This window comes from Kitasatospora sp. NPDC005748 (genome assembly GCF_040630735.1).
Classification (GTDB): Bacteria; Actinomycetota; Actinomycetes; order Streptomycetales; family Streptomycetaceae; genus Kitasatospora.
This window is the reverse complement of record NZ_JBEXYD010000001.1, coordinates 62,843-77,539: the sequence shown is the minus strand read 5'-3', so window position 1 is coordinate 77,539 and position 14,697 is coordinate 62,843. Positions and strand designations below refer to the sequence as shown.

The 14,697-nt window shown below is 73.1% G+C and carries 15 protein-coding genes; 4 read left to right on the top strand and 11 right to left on the bottom strand.

Annotated features, from left to right (window positions below; translation table 11 throughout):
- Positions 1-4 precede the first annotated feature (4 nt).
- The 3 genes from ABZ495_RS00330 to ABZ495_RS00320 all read right to left on the bottom strand — a co-directional run bounded on the left by ABZ495_RS00330 (position 5) and on the right by ABZ495_RS00320 (position 2,309).
- Positions 5-868 carry a phytanoyl-CoA dioxygenase family protein gene (locus ABZ495_RS00330; RefSeq protein WP_359833683.1) on the bottom strand — a complete coding sequence of 288 codons (864 nt, stop codon included), beginning with the start codon at positions 866-868 and terminating at the stop codon, positions 5-7.
- Positions 865-2,019: a hypothetical protein gene (locus ABZ495_RS00325; RefSeq protein WP_329486297.1), complete on the bottom strand. Its 1,155-nt coding sequence runs from the start codon at positions 2,017-2,019 to the stop codon at positions 865-867. Before ABZ495_RS00325 ends, ABZ495_RS00330 begins: the two co-directional genes overlap by 4 nt.
- A 161-nt stretch (positions 2,020-2,180) precedes the next feature.
- Positions 2,181-2,309, bottom strand: a complete 129-nt coding sequence (locus tag ABZ495_RS00320; RefSeq protein WP_329486296.1) for a hypothetical protein — start codon at positions 2,307-2,309, stop codon at positions 2,181-2,183.
- A 248-nt stretch (positions 2,310-2,557) separates the two neighbouring features.
- On the opposite strand from ABZ495_RS00320, the gene ABZ495_RS00315 reads away from it, so the two are divergent.
- Positions 2,558-2,707 carry a hypothetical protein gene (locus ABZ495_RS00315; RefSeq protein ID WP_359833681.1) on the top strand — a complete coding sequence of 50 codons (150 nt, stop codon included), beginning with the start codon at positions 2,558-2,560 and terminating at the stop codon, positions 2,705-2,707.
- A 77-nt stretch (positions 2,708-2,784) separates the two neighbouring features.
- Positions 2,785-4,092, top strand: coding sequence for a cytochrome P450 (locus tag ABZ495_RS00310; RefSeq protein WP_359833680.1), 1,308 nt, complete (start codon positions 2,785-2,787; stop codon positions 4,090-4,092).
- A gap of 60 nt (positions 4,093-4,152) precedes the next feature.
- On the opposite strand, the gene ABZ495_RS00305 is transcribed toward ABZ495_RS00310, so the two are convergent.
- Entirely contained in the window at positions 4,153-4,713 is a 561-nt protein-coding gene (locus tag ABZ495_RS00305) for a hypothetical protein (RefSeq protein ID WP_359803981.1), read from the bottom strand.
- A gap of 132 nt (positions 4,714-4,845) precedes the next feature.
- Here ABZ495_RS00305 and ABZ495_RS00300 point away from each other — a divergent pair, with 132 nt between their 5' ends.
- Positions 4,846-5,202, top strand: a complete 357-nt coding sequence (locus tag ABZ495_RS00300; protein WP_359803982.1) for a DUF6234 family protein — start codon at positions 4,846-4,848, stop codon at positions 5,200-5,202.
- Positions 5,203-5,239: 37 nt separating this feature from the next.
- Here the strand turns inward: ABZ495_RS00300 and ABZ495_RS00295 are convergent, their stop codons facing one another.
- The 3 genes from ABZ495_RS00295 to ABZ495_RS00285 form a co-directional block, all read right to left on the bottom strand.
- Positions 5,240-6,325: a restriction endonuclease gene (locus ABZ495_RS00295; RefSeq protein ID WP_359833678.1), complete on the bottom strand. Its 1,086-nt coding sequence runs from the start codon at positions 6,323-6,325 to the stop codon at positions 5,240-5,242.
- Between the two features lie 256 nt (positions 6,326-6,581).
- The gene (locus tag ABZ495_RS00290) at positions 6,582-7,019 is read right to left on the bottom strand and encodes a hypothetical protein (RefSeq protein ID WP_359833676.1); all 438 of its coding nucleotides are present in this window, start codon (positions 7,017-7,019) and stop codon (positions 6,582-6,584) included.
- 156 nt (positions 7,020-7,175) lie between these two features.
- A complete protein-coding gene (locus tag ABZ495_RS00285; protein ID WP_359803985.1) occupies positions 7,176-7,853 on the bottom strand; it encodes a macro domain-containing protein in 678 nt (225 codons plus the stop codon).
- A gap of 255 nt (positions 7,854-8,108) precedes the next feature.
- On the opposite strand from ABZ495_RS00285, the gene ABZ495_RS00280 reads away from it, so the two are divergent.
- Positions 8,109-9,740: an ADP-ribosyltransferase domain-containing protein gene (locus ABZ495_RS00280; RefSeq protein ID WP_359833675.1), complete on the top strand. Its 1,632-nt coding sequence runs from the start codon at positions 8,109-8,111 to the stop codon at positions 9,738-9,740.
- Positions 9,741-9,853: 113 nt separating this feature from the next.
- On the opposite strand, the gene ABZ495_RS00275 is transcribed toward ABZ495_RS00280, so the two are convergent.
- From ABZ495_RS00275 to ABZ495_RS00260, 4 genes are all read right to left on the bottom strand, one after another.
- Positions 9,854-11,323: a M1 family metallopeptidase gene (locus ABZ495_RS00275; RefSeq protein ID WP_359833673.1), complete on the bottom strand. Its 1,470-nt coding sequence runs from the start codon at positions 11,321-11,323 to the stop codon at positions 9,854-9,856.
- 125 nt (positions 11,324-11,448) lie between these two features.
- Positions 11,449-11,967, bottom strand: a complete 519-nt coding sequence (locus tag ABZ495_RS00270; RefSeq protein WP_359803988.1) for a nucleoside 2-deoxyribosyltransferase — start codon at positions 11,965-11,967, stop codon at positions 11,449-11,451.
- A 102-nt stretch (positions 11,968-12,069) separates the two neighbouring features.
- The gene (locus tag ABZ495_RS00265) at positions 12,070-12,690 is read right to left on the bottom strand and encodes a class I SAM-dependent methyltransferase (protein ID WP_359803989.1); all 621 of its coding nucleotides are present in this window, start codon (positions 12,688-12,690) and stop codon (positions 12,070-12,072) included.
- Positions 12,691-12,715: 25 nt separating this feature from the next.
- A complete protein-coding gene (locus ABZ495_RS00260; protein ID WP_359833672.1) occupies positions 12,716-14,608 on the bottom strand; it encodes a hypothetical protein in 1,893 nt (630 codons plus the stop codon).
- Between the last annotated feature and the right edge of the window lie 89 nt (positions 14,609-14,697).

Below are 14,697 nucleotides of genomic sequence, written 5' to 3'. Positions count from 1 at the left end.
CCTCTCAGAGCGTGGGGATGCGGACGCCCGCGTCGGTGGCTCCCTGGGCGAACCAGGCCGGGAAGCTCTCCGGGTAACGCATCCGGGCGATCTCGGCCAGCCGGGGGATCAGCCGGGAGACGCCGTTCATCGTCCGCATCGAGTCCACGGCGATCTGGCTCAGGAACCGGTGGTTGTCGCGCACATGGGGCCGGGCGTAGCTGAAGAAGACCCCGAACTTCTCCCGGCCCGGGTCCCGCAGGACGGTGGTGCTGGTGTGCATCAGACGAGCGTTCCACATCACGACGTCGCCCGCTCGGGTATCGACGCGTTCGCGGAGATCCGACTCGCCCACCGTCCGCGCCGGGATGTCGAACTCCGGTTCGGTGGTGCCGTATCCGTCGAAGGACATCAGGTGCGAGGCGCGCACCACGTCGATGCCGCCGCCGCCGACCGGGTCGTTGTCCTGGAGGTACAGCCCGCACTGGACGTGGGCGAACCCGGGCTCCCAGACGTACGAGGCGGTCGGTCCGACGAAGGTCGCGTCGACGTGCCAGGGGACGTACACGTTCTTGCGCGCCGTGCAGTTCGGGTACAGCACGGGGTGGTCCTCGCCCAGCAGTTCCTTGGCGGCGCGCACCACGCGCTCGCGCAGCACGATGCCGGCCAGGAAGTCGTCGGCGAGGAAGTCGCTGGTGAGCATCTCCTGCGAGCCGGTGCCCGTGAGGTAGCCGGAGCACAGGGCCCGGGCGCGCTCGACCTCCGGGGCGTCCAGGACCCCGCGCAGGATCACGTAGCCGCGCCGGGCGAAGTCCTCGGCGGAGACCTCGGCGCACGCTCCGGTGGCGGGCGCGGGGGCGACCGTGGCGGTGCCGTTCGCCGCCGTCATCGCTGGACCCGCACCGGGCTGCCGGGGACGACGCACGCGGCCAGGCCTTCGAGCTGGCCGTAGCCCAGGCCGCAGCAGTCGCCGGTGATGTCCTCGTCCAGGGCGTCCGCCGGGTGCTCCGCGTCGGTCGCGGTGAAGGTCTCCAGGTCGATCGGCTCCGGATCGTCGTCGACCCAGACCAGCGCGCCGGCGGTGATCAGGTCGAGGTGGACGTCCGCGATGTACGGGACCTTGCTGACCCGCTGGTTGTGCTGGCCGAAGCCCAGGTGGACACCGCAACGCCGCTCGTTGATGTGCGAGTTGGCGGTGATGAACTCGTCGATGCCCCGGTTGGTGCCCAGGCCGAACTCCCCGACGTTGCGGCCGTAGGGGCTGTTCAGGCAGAGCTGGAACATCGCGTCGAGCTCCGGGTCGGCGCAGGTGAGGGAGACGGCCTGGCCGTTCTCGATCTCCACCCGGACCGGGTTGGCCGCCAGGCTGGCGTTCAGCGGGGTGATGATGTTGGCGTTGAAGGCGCCGTCCGCGACCAGCACGCCGTCGACCGTGACCGGGTACGTCGCGACCTCGCCGGCCGGCAGGATGGTGAAGCCGCCGGGCCGCCAGACGCCCCGGTTGCTGATCCAGTGGTACTTGTCCGCGTCCAGCTCGATCGTCAGGTCGGTGCCGCCCCGGCTGGTGACCCGCACCTTGCGGGCCGGCTTCACCCGCTCCAGCAGCGTCGCGTTGAACCGGGTCAGCTGCGCCGGCGCCAGGTTGAGGGACTTGGTGAAGAACGCGGTGGAGGCGCTGATGATCCGCAGGATCATCGTGCGGTCGCCGCCGAACCTCCGCAGCGCGTTCTCGAAGACGTTGAAGTGCGACATGGTGTCGCGCTCCAGGGTGAGGATCACCAGACGGCCCGGCAGCGTCTCCGGGTCGGGGAGCACCGCCTCCAGGCGCCCGGCGAACTCCGGGTCCTCCAGCTTGCGCATCGGGACGATCGGCGCCGTGAAGCCCCGGTGCCGGAGCGCGAGCGCCAGCCAGGCCGCCGGGTCGCGGCTGTCCGGGGTGTAGGTGATGACGAAGGTGTCGGTGCTGTTGACGAGGACGTAGTCGTCCAGCAGGACCTTGACGCCCTGCTGGACCTTCTCGTCCGGAATGACGAAGTTCATGGTCGAGCTCCTCGGATCGACGGGGACCCGCCGGGCGGATCCGCAGGCGCACATCGCGCACGGACGGTAGGGGTACGGTGCGGCGGACGAGGCAGGGGCACCCGTCGCCCGGCCGGAGGAGGTCCTCCGGCGCGGTGCGGCGAGTGCCCCTGCCGGCACTGCTAGTTGTTGTAGAAGGTCGAGTACGAGACCTTCCACGCCACGTCGCCGAGGCCGTCCTCGTCGACCTCGGCCGGCTCGGCGGCAGCCATCGTGTTGACCAGTTCCTCAAGCTCCTCGAACGCGGACATCGCAGTCTCCTTCGGCTGGTGGTCGTCAGCGGGCTGCTGACTGGTCCCATGCTGTGGCCCGGGTCGGAGCGGGCGGTAGTGGTCACTTCCTGCACCCCCGAAGGCCTGGCCTGAACCGGCCTCCCGGCGCCCGGACGGACTGTCCCTGCCATGTCGGCCCGAGGCCGGTGCAATCTGCTGACCAGCCCGGAAAGCCCCTGTATACAGGTTTCCGACACCCACGCCGCACCCCCCCCGGAGGCAGGACCATGAGCAACTTCGCTGGCACCAAGGCCGGTTCGGACATGCGGCGGTCGCCCGCCCGCCTCGTGGCGACCGCCGCCGCCCCGGCCGCCGGGAGCCGCGGGACCTCGGGCGACGACGACGGCTTCGGCTGGCAGGTCGCGCCGCGCTCCTGAACGCCCGCGGTCCGCACACCTCACGCACGCCTCACGCACGCTGCCCGAGCCCGTCGCGTCGCAGGAAGGAACGAACGGTGACTCACCCCGAATCCGCACCGGAGGTGCTTCGCTACCCCTTCGGGGAGCCCCACCTCCTCGACCTCGACCACCGCTACGCCGGCCTGCGGGACACCGAGGGGCTCGGCCGGGTCGAGGTCAGGGACCTCGGTTCGGCGTGGCTCTGCTCCCGGTACGCCGACGTCCGCCGGATCCTGACCGACAGCCGCTTCGGGCTGACCCCGCCGGCCGACCCGGCCACCCCGCCCGATGGAGCCGGTCCGGCCGCCGACGCGGCCGCGCGCTGCCCGGTCGCCGTCACCGGCGCGAGCACGGCGGCAGCACCCGGGCGGGAGCCGGCGCCGACCTCCGCGCAGGTGACCAGGGTGACCAGGGGCGGCCTCAAGCCGCGGCAGATCGAGCGGCTGCGCGGGGCGACCGAGAAGATCGCCGACGAGCTGCTGGACGGGCTGGGCCGGCTCGACCGTGGCGGGCCGCCCGGTGCCCGGGCGACCACCGATCTGATGGCCGGATTCGTCAAACCCCTTGCCGCCGAGGTCCTTTGTGAACTGCTCGACATACCCGCCGGGGAACGCCCCGGGGTGCGGGCCAGGCTGCTGGGAGCGGCCACCACCGCGTCGCCCCCGTCCGGGGCGGACCAGGAGGACCGGCGCGCCCTCGCCCGCCGGCTGGCGGAGCTGATCGCCGCCCGCGACCCGGCCGGGCGGAGCGCCGACGACCTGCTGAGCGCCATGATCCGGGCCCGCGGCGAGGGCGAGGAGCGGCTCTCCGACCGCCAACTGGTCACAGCCGCACTGCGGTTGCTCCTGCCCGGGCTCCAGAACACCGTTCTGATGCTGTCCAATTTCGTACGCGCGCTGATGCACCACCGCTCCGAGCTGGAGCGGCTGCGCCACCGGCCGGACCTCGTACCCTCCGCCGTCGAGGAACTGATCCGCTTCACGCCGTTCCACAGCACCTCGACCTTCCCCCGCTACGCCTCGGAGGACGTCGAGGTCGGCGGTACGCTGATCCGCCGCGGCGAGGTCGCGGTGGGAGCGCTCTGCGCGGCCAACCGGGACGAGCGCGCGTTCACCGACCCGGACAGCTTCGACATCGGGCGCGGCGAGAACGCCCACCTCGGCTTCGGCATGGGAACCCACCACTGCCCGGGCGCCGCCCTCGCCCGGATGCAGCTCCAGGTCGCCATCGCCGCCCTGGCCCGCCGGGTCGACGACCTGTACGTCGCGCCCGTCGCGAACGCCCGGTCGGTTCACGATCCCGGCGGCCGCGTCATCGGCTGGTTCGACGCGCTGCCCGCGACCTGGTCCGCGATCCGGCCCTGACCCCGCCCCCGCCCCCGGGGCCGGACCCGAGTCGGGTCCGGCCCCGGGGGCGCGTCCGTGCTACGCGGCGGCCGGGCAGGTCATGGCGATGGTCGGGCTGCCGCCCGCCTCGATCCACTGCCTGCCCTCGTAGGTCTGCGTGCCCTGCGCGTACTCGTAGTAGAAGTAGAGGACGCCGAAGGCGACGACGGAGGGGCTGTGGCAGTCGGACTCGGGAGTGAACCGGTAGGCGAGCCGCACGCTGCGGCTCTCGCCAGGGGCGATGGGCACGACGGGGGCGGTCATGTTGAAGTACGACATGGTCTGCTCGAACCCGCACGCGCTGGCGTCACCGGTGCAGGAGACGAATTCCGGACGCGAGCCGGCCGGGGTCGGTGAGGTCTGTTCGGAGGCGTAGGTCGTCACGTAGAGGAACTGCACGTCACTGGCCTGGTGATTGGTGAAGGTCACGGTCAGCGTGCCGACCTGGCCGGGAGTCACGACGGGGTGGTCCACGCTCAAGGTGAACGGCGGCGGGGGCTCGGCGGCGGAGGCCGGGTGGCCGAAGCCCAGCAGGCCGAGGAACAGGGCGATGACGGCGATGAGGCGCACGCGCCTCAGTGCGGGGGCGGGTATACGCATGACGGTTGAGCGTAGGGACACGATGCCCGTCGCGGCAGCCCCGCCCGGCGGATCCGGCCATGATCCCGCCCGCGCCCGGAGATGAGTACGGGTACTCAGGAATCCGGCCGGGCGGCTTGGCAGAATCGCCGGATGGACGAGACCCCCTCCCGCCCCGGGCGCCTGCGGCGGCCCGCGCGCACCGGCACCGGGGCCGATGTGGCCCTGGGCCTCCTGCTGCTGCTGCTCGTCGCCGGGGCGCTCGTCGCCCGGCTCTTCGACTCCGGCCTGGAGGGCTGGGCCCGGTCGTACGACGGCCCGGCCGGGCAGGAGGCGATCCGCCGCCTGCACCGGCGGGACGGCGACTTCATCGGCTACGAGATGGCCGCCGTCCTCGTCCTGGCGGCCGTGGCCGCCTGGGCCCGCCGCCCCTGGACGGCGGCCCTCCTCCTGCTGGCCACGGCGGGCCTGGTCGCGGCCCTGGTGGCCCAGGCCCATCCGTCGGCGTGACGCCGGGGGCGGGGGCGGGGGCGGGGGCGGGCGGGGGCTACGCGTCCTCGACCTCCAGGCCGTAGGCGACGACGGCCTGGTGCAGTCCTCCCTGGTAGCCGGCGAGGGCGGGGGTGAAGTCCCAGTTCCCGGCGCTGTCGCGGTCGAAGCGGCCCAGGCGCATCGCGGTGTTGGTCTCGGCGCCGTCGGCCAGGTGCACGACGGCCGGGGCCTGGTCGGCGCCGGCTTCGAGGATCAGCGCCGGTCCGGCGAACCCGGCCATGGTGGCGCTCGGACGGTTCGCGGTGTCGGCCGCGGCGACGATGACGAGCCGGTCGGCGTCGGCGGGGAGCGCGTCGAAGTCCACCATCAGACAGGCGTTCGCGTCGCCGTAGCCGGTCACCAGCCGGACCGAACCGTCCGGCGTGGATGCGTTGTTGTAGAAGACCAGGTGCTCGTCCGACAGCGCCCTGTTCCCCTGGCACACCAGGGCGGCGATGTCGTACTCCTCCTCGCCGGTCCAGTGCAGGAGGAGCCGGGCGGGCTCGGTGGCCAGCTCGATCCCGGACAGGCCGTCGCCGCCCTGGTCACCGGCACCGTCATCGGCGCGGTCGTGGTGCGCGGCCGCGAACACCTCGTGGAAACCGTGGTGCTTGAGCAGGCCGACCAGTTCGGCGCCGTTGATCAGGGTGATGGGCTTGCCCGCCACGAACTGGTGCGAGCTCGGGCCGAACCGGCTGGTGGTGACCAGGACGCCCTTCGTCGCGGCCCGGTCGTGCTGGAGCGTGCCGTAGAGGTCCCGCACGGCCGACGGCGTGACGGTGTCCCGGTACCGCTTGACCTGCACGATCACGTTTCCGCCGCGGAAGGGATCCGTGTCGATCCCGCGCACGTCCACCCCGCCGTCCCGCGAGCGGGCGGTGAGCTCGACCTTCATGCCCATGGCCTCCATCAGCCGGGCTATCAGCTGCTCGAACTCGACCGGGTCCATCGCCAGGAGGAGCTGGAGCTCGCGCACCCGTTTGGCCATCCGGCCGCGGTTCGCGTTGGTGTCGTCGCGGAGGTGGCGGAACAGCATCCGCTGGGCGTGCCGCTCGCTGGTGTCGGGATTGCTGAGGCGATGGAGCTTCCGGCTCCGGGGCATACGGTGCTCCCTTGCAGGGGTGGCTGGTGGGGCAGGCGTGACGGTGGACGACTCGCCGACGCGGTGTCAGTCGTGTGTCGCCACCGATAGTAGGGCCTGCGCCTGGACAGCTCCTGCGAGCATGAGCATGACTGGCGGTAACTCAGTTGTCCTGTAGACGGAGGGAGTTGGACGAACGGGCCTCGAACGGCGGGGCCGGTGGCAGATCGGCCCGGCCGTGGTGGGAGCAGGTCCTGCCGGACCCGGCCGGGGTAGGTCAGGCGTTGCGCTTCACCGCGAGGAAGCCGGCGGTCTGGCCGGCCGGGGCCAGGTTCTCGCCGGTGCCGTGGGGCTCGGCGCGCAGGACGGTGCCGGCGAGAGTGGTCCGCTGGTTCACCCCCGTGTCCCAGTGGTGCAGGATGATGCCGTCGTAGTCGTAGTGGAAGTCCGAGATCGGGGTGCCGGGCCGGCCCTTGCCGGTCAGGGTGAAGGCCACCGGCGAGGAGCCCGACACCTGGCCGGTCATGACCATGGCCTGGGCCTCGGTGCCCGGCGGCGCCGGGAAGACCAGCAGGCCGCTGACGGTGCCGTCCGGCGCGGCCGTCAGTCTCAGCTCCAACTGCGCGAACCGCAGTCTGTTGAAGTCCTGGACCGGGTCCGGCAGCTCCAGGAAGCTCCGGTAGGTGTAGGTCCCGGTCAGCTCGGCCGCGTCCATGGCTCCTCCTGAACGGTGCGACGCCCTTCGGTCCCCCCTTCCAGCCTGCCGGGGTCGGCCGGACTCCGCGAGCGCGGCGGGGCGGACCGGGCCGGCCCGGCGGCCGGTCCGGGCGCTCGTCGTCACGGAGGGTGCGGGGGAGCCGGGCGCCCCCGGTCAGCGGCGGCCGGTGCGGCGGGCGGGCGGGGTGATGCGAATCCGCTGCGCGGGGGGCGCGCTCTCCAGGTCGTGGAGCTGTGCGGTGATGGTGGCGCGCAGGTCGTCGTCGTCCTCGAAGGTGTGGTCGTTGAACAGGGTGTAACCCGTCCACATCAGGTTGGCGCAGACCCGGGCCGGTACCCGGCCGGTCCGGGCGCCCATGCCGACCAGGGCGACCGAGCGGATGCTGCCCGGCGCCGCCGTGTTCTGCCGGTGGACGGCCTGGAACGCGGCGGCGCAGGCCAGGGCCACGTTCAGGGTCTCGCTCACGTTCTGCGAGGACTCCTGCATGGTCGGAGCGGAGATCAGGAACGCCGGGTTGGTGGCGCCGGAGGGCACGCACACCGCGCTCCCGACCGGCAGCGCCCCGGCGAAGCGGTCCCGGATCGCCCGCTGCACGCGCAACTGGATGCCGGCGCCCAGGTGCCGCTTGACGGCCGCGTCGACCCCGCCGTCCATCCGGCCGCGGGAGTTGGTCGGGCTGACCCAGGCGTCGACGACCTCGTCGAGGATCGACCCCCGGCGGATCTCGATCTCCGGAGTGTCGGCGAACGCGGCTCGCCAGGCCTCCACGACCGGCGCGTTGAGGTCGGTCAACACGACCCTGAGCGGCGTCTGCGGGCGATCGGTGGTCATGCTCCACTCCCCTTCGGGACACGGTTCCTCGAACTGGTGACGACGCTATCGCCGACCACTGACAGGGCGACAACGGGTGCGTGCCGCACCGGCGGTGCGTGGAAGCGGGCCGACGGGTCCGGACGGCCGACTGTCGGACCGGGCCGGTACAACAGTGGAGTCCGCCGCAGAGGTGACGGGCCCTCACCGAACGACCGGTCCGTCCGGCCGCCCCGTCACGTCCGCCGAACCACGGCTGTACGGAGTCACACCACCATGAGCGATGCCCACGCCCCCGCGCCGTCCGCCCCGACCGACCCGACCGACCCGCTGGCGCTCGCGGAGCTCTTCAAGGGCGGCGGTGAACCGTGGCTTCCGCTGCTGAAGCCGGTCATCGAGGCCCAGCCGGACGCGGCCGCGTTCATCGGCCCGGGGCGCGGCCCGGAGGTCGTCCCCGTCCGCGAGCTGACCTTCCAGGCGCTCAAGCCCAACGCGCCGCACAAGTGGAAGGTCGTCGTCTTCGGCCAGAACCCCTACCCGCGGCCGGAGAGCGCCACCGGCATCGCCATGTTCGACAACACCTTCCACGACTGGAAGGACAGCCAGTTCGGCCGGGTGGTCAGCATCCGCTGCATCATCAAGGCGGCGGCGATGTGGAAGCACGGCATCCCCAAGAAGACGCCGATCGCCGACATACGCGGGCTGCTGAAGGAACAGGACACCGTGCAGCCGCCGGAGTGGTTCCAGGCGATGCTCACCCAGGGCGTGCTGCTGCTGAACGCGGCGCTCACCGCGAGCAGCGACGGGTCGACGGCGACCGACCGGCACACCGCGTTCTGGCGCCCGGTCGCCGAGCGGATCGTGGAGGAGATCCTCCGGGCCAAGCAGGACGCCGAGGACGAGGAGGACCGGGGCGTCGTCTTCGCGTGGTGGGGCGCGCACGCCCGCAGCCTGAAGAAGGTCGTGCTCCGGCTCCAGCAGAAGTATCCCGGGGTCGAGGTCCGGCACATCGACCACGCCAACCCGGCCGCGCAGGGCGACATCTTCTGCGACGGCGACCACTTCGCCATGGTGAACGCGGCGCTCGCCTCGCTGGGCGCCGAGGGGATCGACTGGCTGCCGGCCAAGGGGTGGAACGAGGGCGCGGCGCAGGGCGGCGGGGAGGGCGGCGATCTCGCCGAACGCATGGGCGCGTTCATCACCTCCACCATGGAGCTGCACCAGCTCTACCTGGAGCGGCTCGCGAGCGTCAAGGACGAGGGGCTCGTCCTGCCCGCGATCACCGGGGTGTTCGACACCCCGCTGATGGACTTCCGCGCGGCCGTCGCCCCGGTGGCCGCGCTGCTGTCCGGTCTGGACCGGCACGTCGAGCGGTCGCACGCCTTCGGCCGCAGGCGGGCGGAGGAGGCGGTGGCCGGCGGGCTCTCCGCCGAGGCCATCTCGGCGCTCTACCTCTACACCTGCGAGTCCGCGTTCTACCGGGAGATCAACGCCATCCTGCGCGCACCGGACCGGAGCCGGGTCGTGCCGTACCTCCCGTACCTACGGCTGCTGTTCTCGGCGGTGTCGCAGCTCCCGGCCCGCACCGAGCCGCTCTGGCGCGGGGTCTCGCTGGACCTGCGCGCCCAGTACCCGCTCGGACGGACCGTCACCTGGTGGGGCGTCTCCTCCTGCACCTCCGAGCTCGGCGTGGCAAAGGGGTTCCTCGGCAGCCGGGGCAGGCGGACGCTGTTCGAGGTGCTCCCCGTCCGGGCCGCGGGCATCCAGCGCTACTCCGCGTTCACCGGCGAGGAGGAGTTCATCCTGCTGCCGGGCACCCAGCTCAAGGTGACGAACGTGAAGGCCGAGCGCGGCGGCCTGTGCACCGTGACGCTGACGGAACTGGAGGAGCAGAGCCTGGTCTCCTGACCGGGGCCGGGCAGGAGCCCGGGCGCGGCCCCGGGCTCCTGCCTGCCCGGCCCCGGGCTCCTGCCTGAGCGGCTCCGGGCTTTGGCCGAGCCGCTCCGGAGCGCCGGGGCCGCTCAGACGCCGATCCGGTGCGCCGCCCAGAACGGGGCCAGGTCCTCCGCGGTGGCGGCCCCGGCGGCGGCCAGGAACGCGGGGGTGCCGCTCACGCCGTACCAGTGCGCGCGGGTGTAGCCGTGGAGCAGGCGGGCCATCGCGTCCGCGCCGATCAGCCGCCGCAGGTCGTGCAGCGCGCAGGCGCCGTAGTCGTAGACCACCACCCCGTACCGGTCGGGGTGCTCGTCCCAGTAGGCCATGCCGTTGGTGATCCGCTCCTCGGGGGCGGACCAGGCGACGCGGCTCCAGCAGTCCGCGCCGTCCCGGCCGAGGGCGAGGTCGGTGGCGTACTCGGCGAAGGACTCGTCCAGCCAGGGCTGGTGGTACTGGTCGTCGCCCACGATGCCGTACCACCACTGGTGCGCGATCTCGTGGACGAGGGCGGTCGTCTTCACCCGGTCCAGGACGAAGCCCGGGTACTCCATGCCGCTGAACCAGAGGTCGTCGTCCAGCACGACGTCCAGCTCCGCGTACGGGTAGCCGCCGAAGGCGCGGGCGTGCGTGTCCAGCGCGGACACGGCGAGGCCGAGCATGGTCCGGGTATCCGCCGCACCGACTCCGGCCACCGCGTGCACGGTGACCCTGACCCCGCCGGCCGAGACCGCGGAACTCCTCTCGAACGGGCCCGCGGACCAGGCGAAGTCACGCACCTGCCGGGCCGTCGCCGTGGTCACGGTCCGTCCGGCGGCGCCCGGGCCGTCGGCCGAGCTTCCGGAGGCCGGGACCCCTAGGGCCGCCGGGTGGTCGAGCACCACGGTGAAGTCGGCGGCCAGCGCGTAGAAGGACTCCCCGGTGTCGGTGAACGGGTCGAGGTGCCAGCCGTCGGCGTCCCGCACGGCGAGCACCGGCAGGGCGTTGCCGAAGTGGCTGTACGCCCCGTGCCGCCCGAACCGCCCGGCCTTGTCCGCGAGTTCCGGTGCCCTGAGGTCGAGGTCGAAGCCGATGCTGTGGCGGCCCCCGGGGTGCAACGGGGCCGGCAGGGCGACCCGCAGCACCGTGCAGTCGGCCGACAGGGTGGCCGCGGCGCCCCCGACCAGGCGCGTCACGGTGACGGCCGGCGCCGGGCAGCCCCCGTGGGCGTTGCCCCACAGCCGCAGGTAGACCTCGGGGAGAGGCTGCGCCGAGACATTGGTGAAGCTCACCCGCTCGTGGCCGGTCCAGCGGGCGCCCGAGGAGTCCCCGGTCAGCGCGACGGTGTAGGCGGCCGCCGCCGGTGTGCCGGCCGGTTCGGCGGACCGCTCCCGGCCGGGCGGGGCGAAGCCCGTCGCGGTGGCGACCAGCGCCAGGCAGGCGAGCAGCGCGGCCAGCAGCCGGTCCGGTGGGCGGCCCGGTGGGCGGCCCGGTGGGCGGCCCGGTGGGCGGCCCGGCGGGCAGTCCGCGGGGGCCGCCCGGGAGCCGTGGCCCGGGGACGGGTCTGGGGACGGCCGCACGGACGGGCCCGGGGCGCCGGTGGACGGCGGCCGTCCGGCCGGGCGGTGCGGCGGCACGGCCGGACGGGTCCCGTCCCGGCCCGGGGTGCGGGACGGGACGGGACCGGGAGTCGGTCGGAGGACGGTCACCGGGTGCCGCTGCCCTCCCGCTGCCGCAGTACCGCCAGGTCGACCGCCCGGTCGACGGCCGCCAGGCCGGCGGCGAGGTCCGTGTGAACCACGTACTCCACCGAGGCCACCGTGTGCAGGCCCTGGACCAGGAAGGTGTACTCCCGGTCGCGCTCCAGCAGCAGCACGATCGGCTTGTCGAAGGCGCTGGCCCAGCCGATCTCGATGTGGGTGCCCGGCGAGGCCGGGTGGCCGGGCAGGGCGACGAACACGTCGGCCTTGCGGATCTCGTCCTGGTCGAGCTTCGTGCACTGCTCCGGCCGCATCAGCTCCGCCCCCCAGGCCTCGCGCCGGTGGGCGTTGTGCACGGCGAGCCCCTGCGACTCGAAGTGCTTGATCAGGATGTCGAACGGGGCCCGCGACTCGGCGGACATCTCTCCGGTCTCCGGGTCCAGGAGCTGGATGAACGGGCCGGCGAGGAACACCGACCGGATGCCCAGGTCGGGGCGGGAGCCGTTGGTCAGGGTGATGCTCATGGGGGGAGGTACCTCCGGAACAGCGCCGGTGCGCGGGGTGGGTGGGAGTCGGCCGGCGGGGCGGTCACGGGCCGGACCGGCCGAGGGGGAGTGGTGGACCGGTCAGTCCTTGAGGAAGCACTGGATGAAGGCGTCACCGCTGGTGCCGCCGTGGGTGTACTCGGTGGTGTCGTAGGCGACGAAGGGGTGCCGCTCGACCCGGATCGAGCGGAAGTGCGGCAGGTACTGCCAGCGAAGCTCCGGCTTGGTGCTGAAGAAGGGGATGAACACTCCGCCGGGGCGCAGCACCCGGACGACCTCGGGCATGGTCCTGGCCCACAGCTCGGCGTCGGTCCAGACGTCCATGTCGAGGGCGGGGTCGAAGAACATCCCGTCGATGCTCTCGGACGGCAGCTCGAAGATCCGCTGGAAGAAGTTGCCGCGCTCGATGGCGAGGTTGCCGGGCAGCTCGGGGTGGCGGGCCCGGAAGAGGTCCTCGACCTCGTCGAAGAGCTCCAGCACGGTGTGCCGGCGGGTCGCCGGGTTGCCCGCGATCCGCAGCGCGGACAGGCCGAGGCCCAGCCCCACCTCGTAGAAGTCCTGGCCGTACTCGCAGAGCATGTCCGCGCTGGCCCACATGAGGTCCCGCTCCCAGGCCTGCATGGCCTGCTCGCCGCCGATGCTGAGGGTCACCTCGCCGTTCTGCTCGATCAGTTCGATCGCCGGCTTGGTCTGGCTCTCCATGGTTCTCCTTGGGTTGTGCGGTGGGTCAGGCGCTGCGGGGGACGACCCCGAAGTGGCGCCGGGCCGTCGAGACGGCGAGGTCCTGCACGGCGAACACCGTGAAGTAGTAGGCCTGCGGGGCGGTGTCGGCGGCGAACCGCACACGGAACCCCACCTCCTCGGGCCGGCCGCCGGTCAGCCGGAGCCGGGTGGTGACCGGCTCGACCGTGGTGTCCTCGCGCAGGTAGCTCGGGACGAAGAGGCCGAGGCGGACGGGGCCGCTCCGGGCCGCGGTGACCGTGGCCCGGATCTCCAGCACCCCGCCCTGCTCGACCTCGTCGGGGGCGTGGGCGAGCAGCGCGGGGGAGTCCGGGAGCCGGAAGGTGACGTCGCCGCAGCGCATGCAGACGGCGCAGGTGGTGTCCAGGATGTGCGGGAGCAGGCCGCGCCGGGTGAACTCCTGGGCGGGGCGGCCGCAGTGGCAGGTGACCTCGCGCACCTGCGGGTCCAGGCTGCTGCGGTCACCGAAGTGCGCCGGGTAGTTCATCAGTTCGTGCTCGGGGTTGGCCGCGACCTGTTCGGTGATCACGTGGTCGAGGGACTGCAGGTCGGCCGTCAGCGAGCCGTGGATCTGCTCGGGCGACTGGTCGGCGAGATGGGTCGGCCGCGCCACCCAGAGGTCGACCTTCCGGGCGAGCCTGGTCAGCCGGGGCCGCAGCGGGTGGTTGTGCGGCAGCAGCTCCGAGCCGAGGTAGGCGGTGAGCCGGGCGCCCACGGTGAGCAGCAGCGGGTCGGGGCGGTGGTCCGCGGGGGCGGGCGGCGGCGGGGTGTCCTCCGGCGCCGCCGGCAGCCCGAAGCGCATGAACGCCGGGTACGGGTGCGAGCCGGCCAGGCTGGCGTTGAGGGTGTCGACGGAGTCCGCGCCGACCAGGGCGCCGTGCATCCAGGCGACGTTCTCCGGCCGGTCGGAGTCGTGCACCGACACGGCCGAGACCACCGTGCGGGCCGGGCCGTCGAGCGCGTTCAGCAGCAGCTGGTACTTGGGGTCGTACAGCGCGAGGTCCGCGAGCGGGCCGCTGTTGCACGCGCTGAGCACCAGCTCCACCGCCTCCACCCGGTTGAGCGGGACGAGCTTGTCCTCGGGCTTGTAGCAGGGCAGTCCGTAGGCGCAGCGCGGGCCGAGCAGCCCGGGCACGGCCGCGGCCGTGCCGTTGAGGCCGCAGATGGTGAACTCGCCGAGGTTGACGCTGTCGTCCTTGCCGTGCCCCTGGAAGGCCACCCGCCGCCACCGGGTGCCGAGGATCCGGGCCTGGATGTCCTCGCGCTCGAAGTCACGGTCGTCGAAGACCTGGACCCCGGGCAGCCGGGGCGGCCGGTCGGTGTCGGTGAACAGGCCCAGCGCGTCGACGTCGAGGGCCGGTTCGGCGTACTGCTTGGCGATGTTCCAGCCGACCGAGGCGTCGTCCCGGCCGCTCAGCAGCGTCAGCCCGTGCCGCCGGCCGCGGTAGGTGTCCAGCAGCAGGTCCCGGACGGGGTCGAGGGTGAGCCGGTCGTAGCGGCCGACGAGCAGCAGCGAACCGCTGTGCCGCGCCCGGAACGACGCGACGTCCGCCAACTCCTCCTCGGCCACCCATGTCCGGGCGAGCGGGCGGGCCAGCTCGGCGAGCCCCTCGGGCAGCTCGGCCGCGCCGAGGACGATCCCGAAGTCGAGCGGGTGCGGTTGCCGCCGGCCGCCGTACAGCCGGCCGGCGAGCTCGACGCTCTGCGCCAGGTCGGCGCGGTCGTCGGTGGGCACCGGCACCGGCACGAGCTGCGGGGAGTCCAGGAACTCCCGCACGGCCCGCGGTAACTGGTGCCGGGTGACGGTGCGGAACAGGGCGGCCGGACCGGGAGTGTCGGGCCGTTGGTCGGGCCGTGGGTCGGCGGGGGCGGCGTTCATGGTGGACCACCTCTGGGGCGTGGGAAGGACGGATGGGACGGCGGGTGCGACGGGCCGGCGGGCCGCTGCGCGGACGGCCGGGGGGCCGC

Bases quoted from the DNA above. Each gene is read 5' to 3' on its own strand.
- ABZ495_RS00265 (WP_359803989.1), bottom strand. From the start codon at position 12,690: ATGGAGAGCCAGACCAAGCCGGCGATCGAACTGATCGAGCAGAACGGC.
- ABZ495_RS00260 (WP_359833672.1), bottom strand. From the start codon at position 14,608: ATGAACGCCGCCCCCGCCGACCCACGGCCCGACCAACGGCCCGACACT.
- ABZ495_RS00325 (WP_329486297.1), bottom strand. From the start codon at position 2,019: ATGAACTTCGTCATTCCGGACGAGAAGGTCCAGCAGGGCGTCAAGGTC.
- ABZ495_RS00315 (WP_359833681.1), top strand. From the start codon at position 2,558: ATGAGCAACTTCGCTGGCACCAAGGCCGGTTCGGACATGCGGCGGTCG.
- ABZ495_RS00280 (WP_359833675.1), top strand. From the start codon at position 8,109: ATGAGCGATGCCCACGCCCCCGCGCCGTCCGCCCCGACCGACCCGACC.
- ABZ495_RS00295 (WP_359833678.1), bottom strand. From the start codon at position 6,325: ATGCCCCGGAGCCGGAAGCTCCATCGCCTCAGCAATCCCGACACCAGC.
- ABZ495_RS00300 (WP_359803982.1), top strand. From the start codon at position 4,846: ATGGACGAGACCCCCTCCCGCCCCGGGCGCCTGCGGCGGCCCGCGCGC.
- ABZ495_RS00285 (WP_359803985.1), bottom strand. From the start codon at position 7,853: ATGACCACCGATCGCCCGCAGACGCCGCTCAGGGTCGTGTTGACCGAC.
- ABZ495_RS00270 (WP_359803988.1), bottom strand. From the start codon at position 11,967: ATGAGCATCACCCTGACCAACGGCTCCCGCCCCGACCTGGGCATCCGG.
- ABZ495_RS00290 (WP_359833676.1), bottom strand. From the start codon at position 7,019: ATGGACGCGGCCGAGCTGACCGGGACCTACACCTACCGGAGCTTCCTG.
- ABZ495_RS00330 (WP_359833683.1), bottom strand. From the start codon at position 868: ATGACGGCGGCGAACGGCACCGCCACGGTCGCCCCCGCGCCCGCCACC.
- ABZ495_RS00305 (WP_359803981.1), bottom strand. From the start codon at position 4,713: ATGCGTATACCCGCCCCCGCACTGAGGCGCGTGCGCCTCATCGCCGTC.
- ABZ495_RS00320 (WP_329486296.1), bottom strand. From the start codon at position 2,309: ATGTCCGCGTTCGAGGAGCTTGAGGAACTGGTCAACACGATGGCTGCC.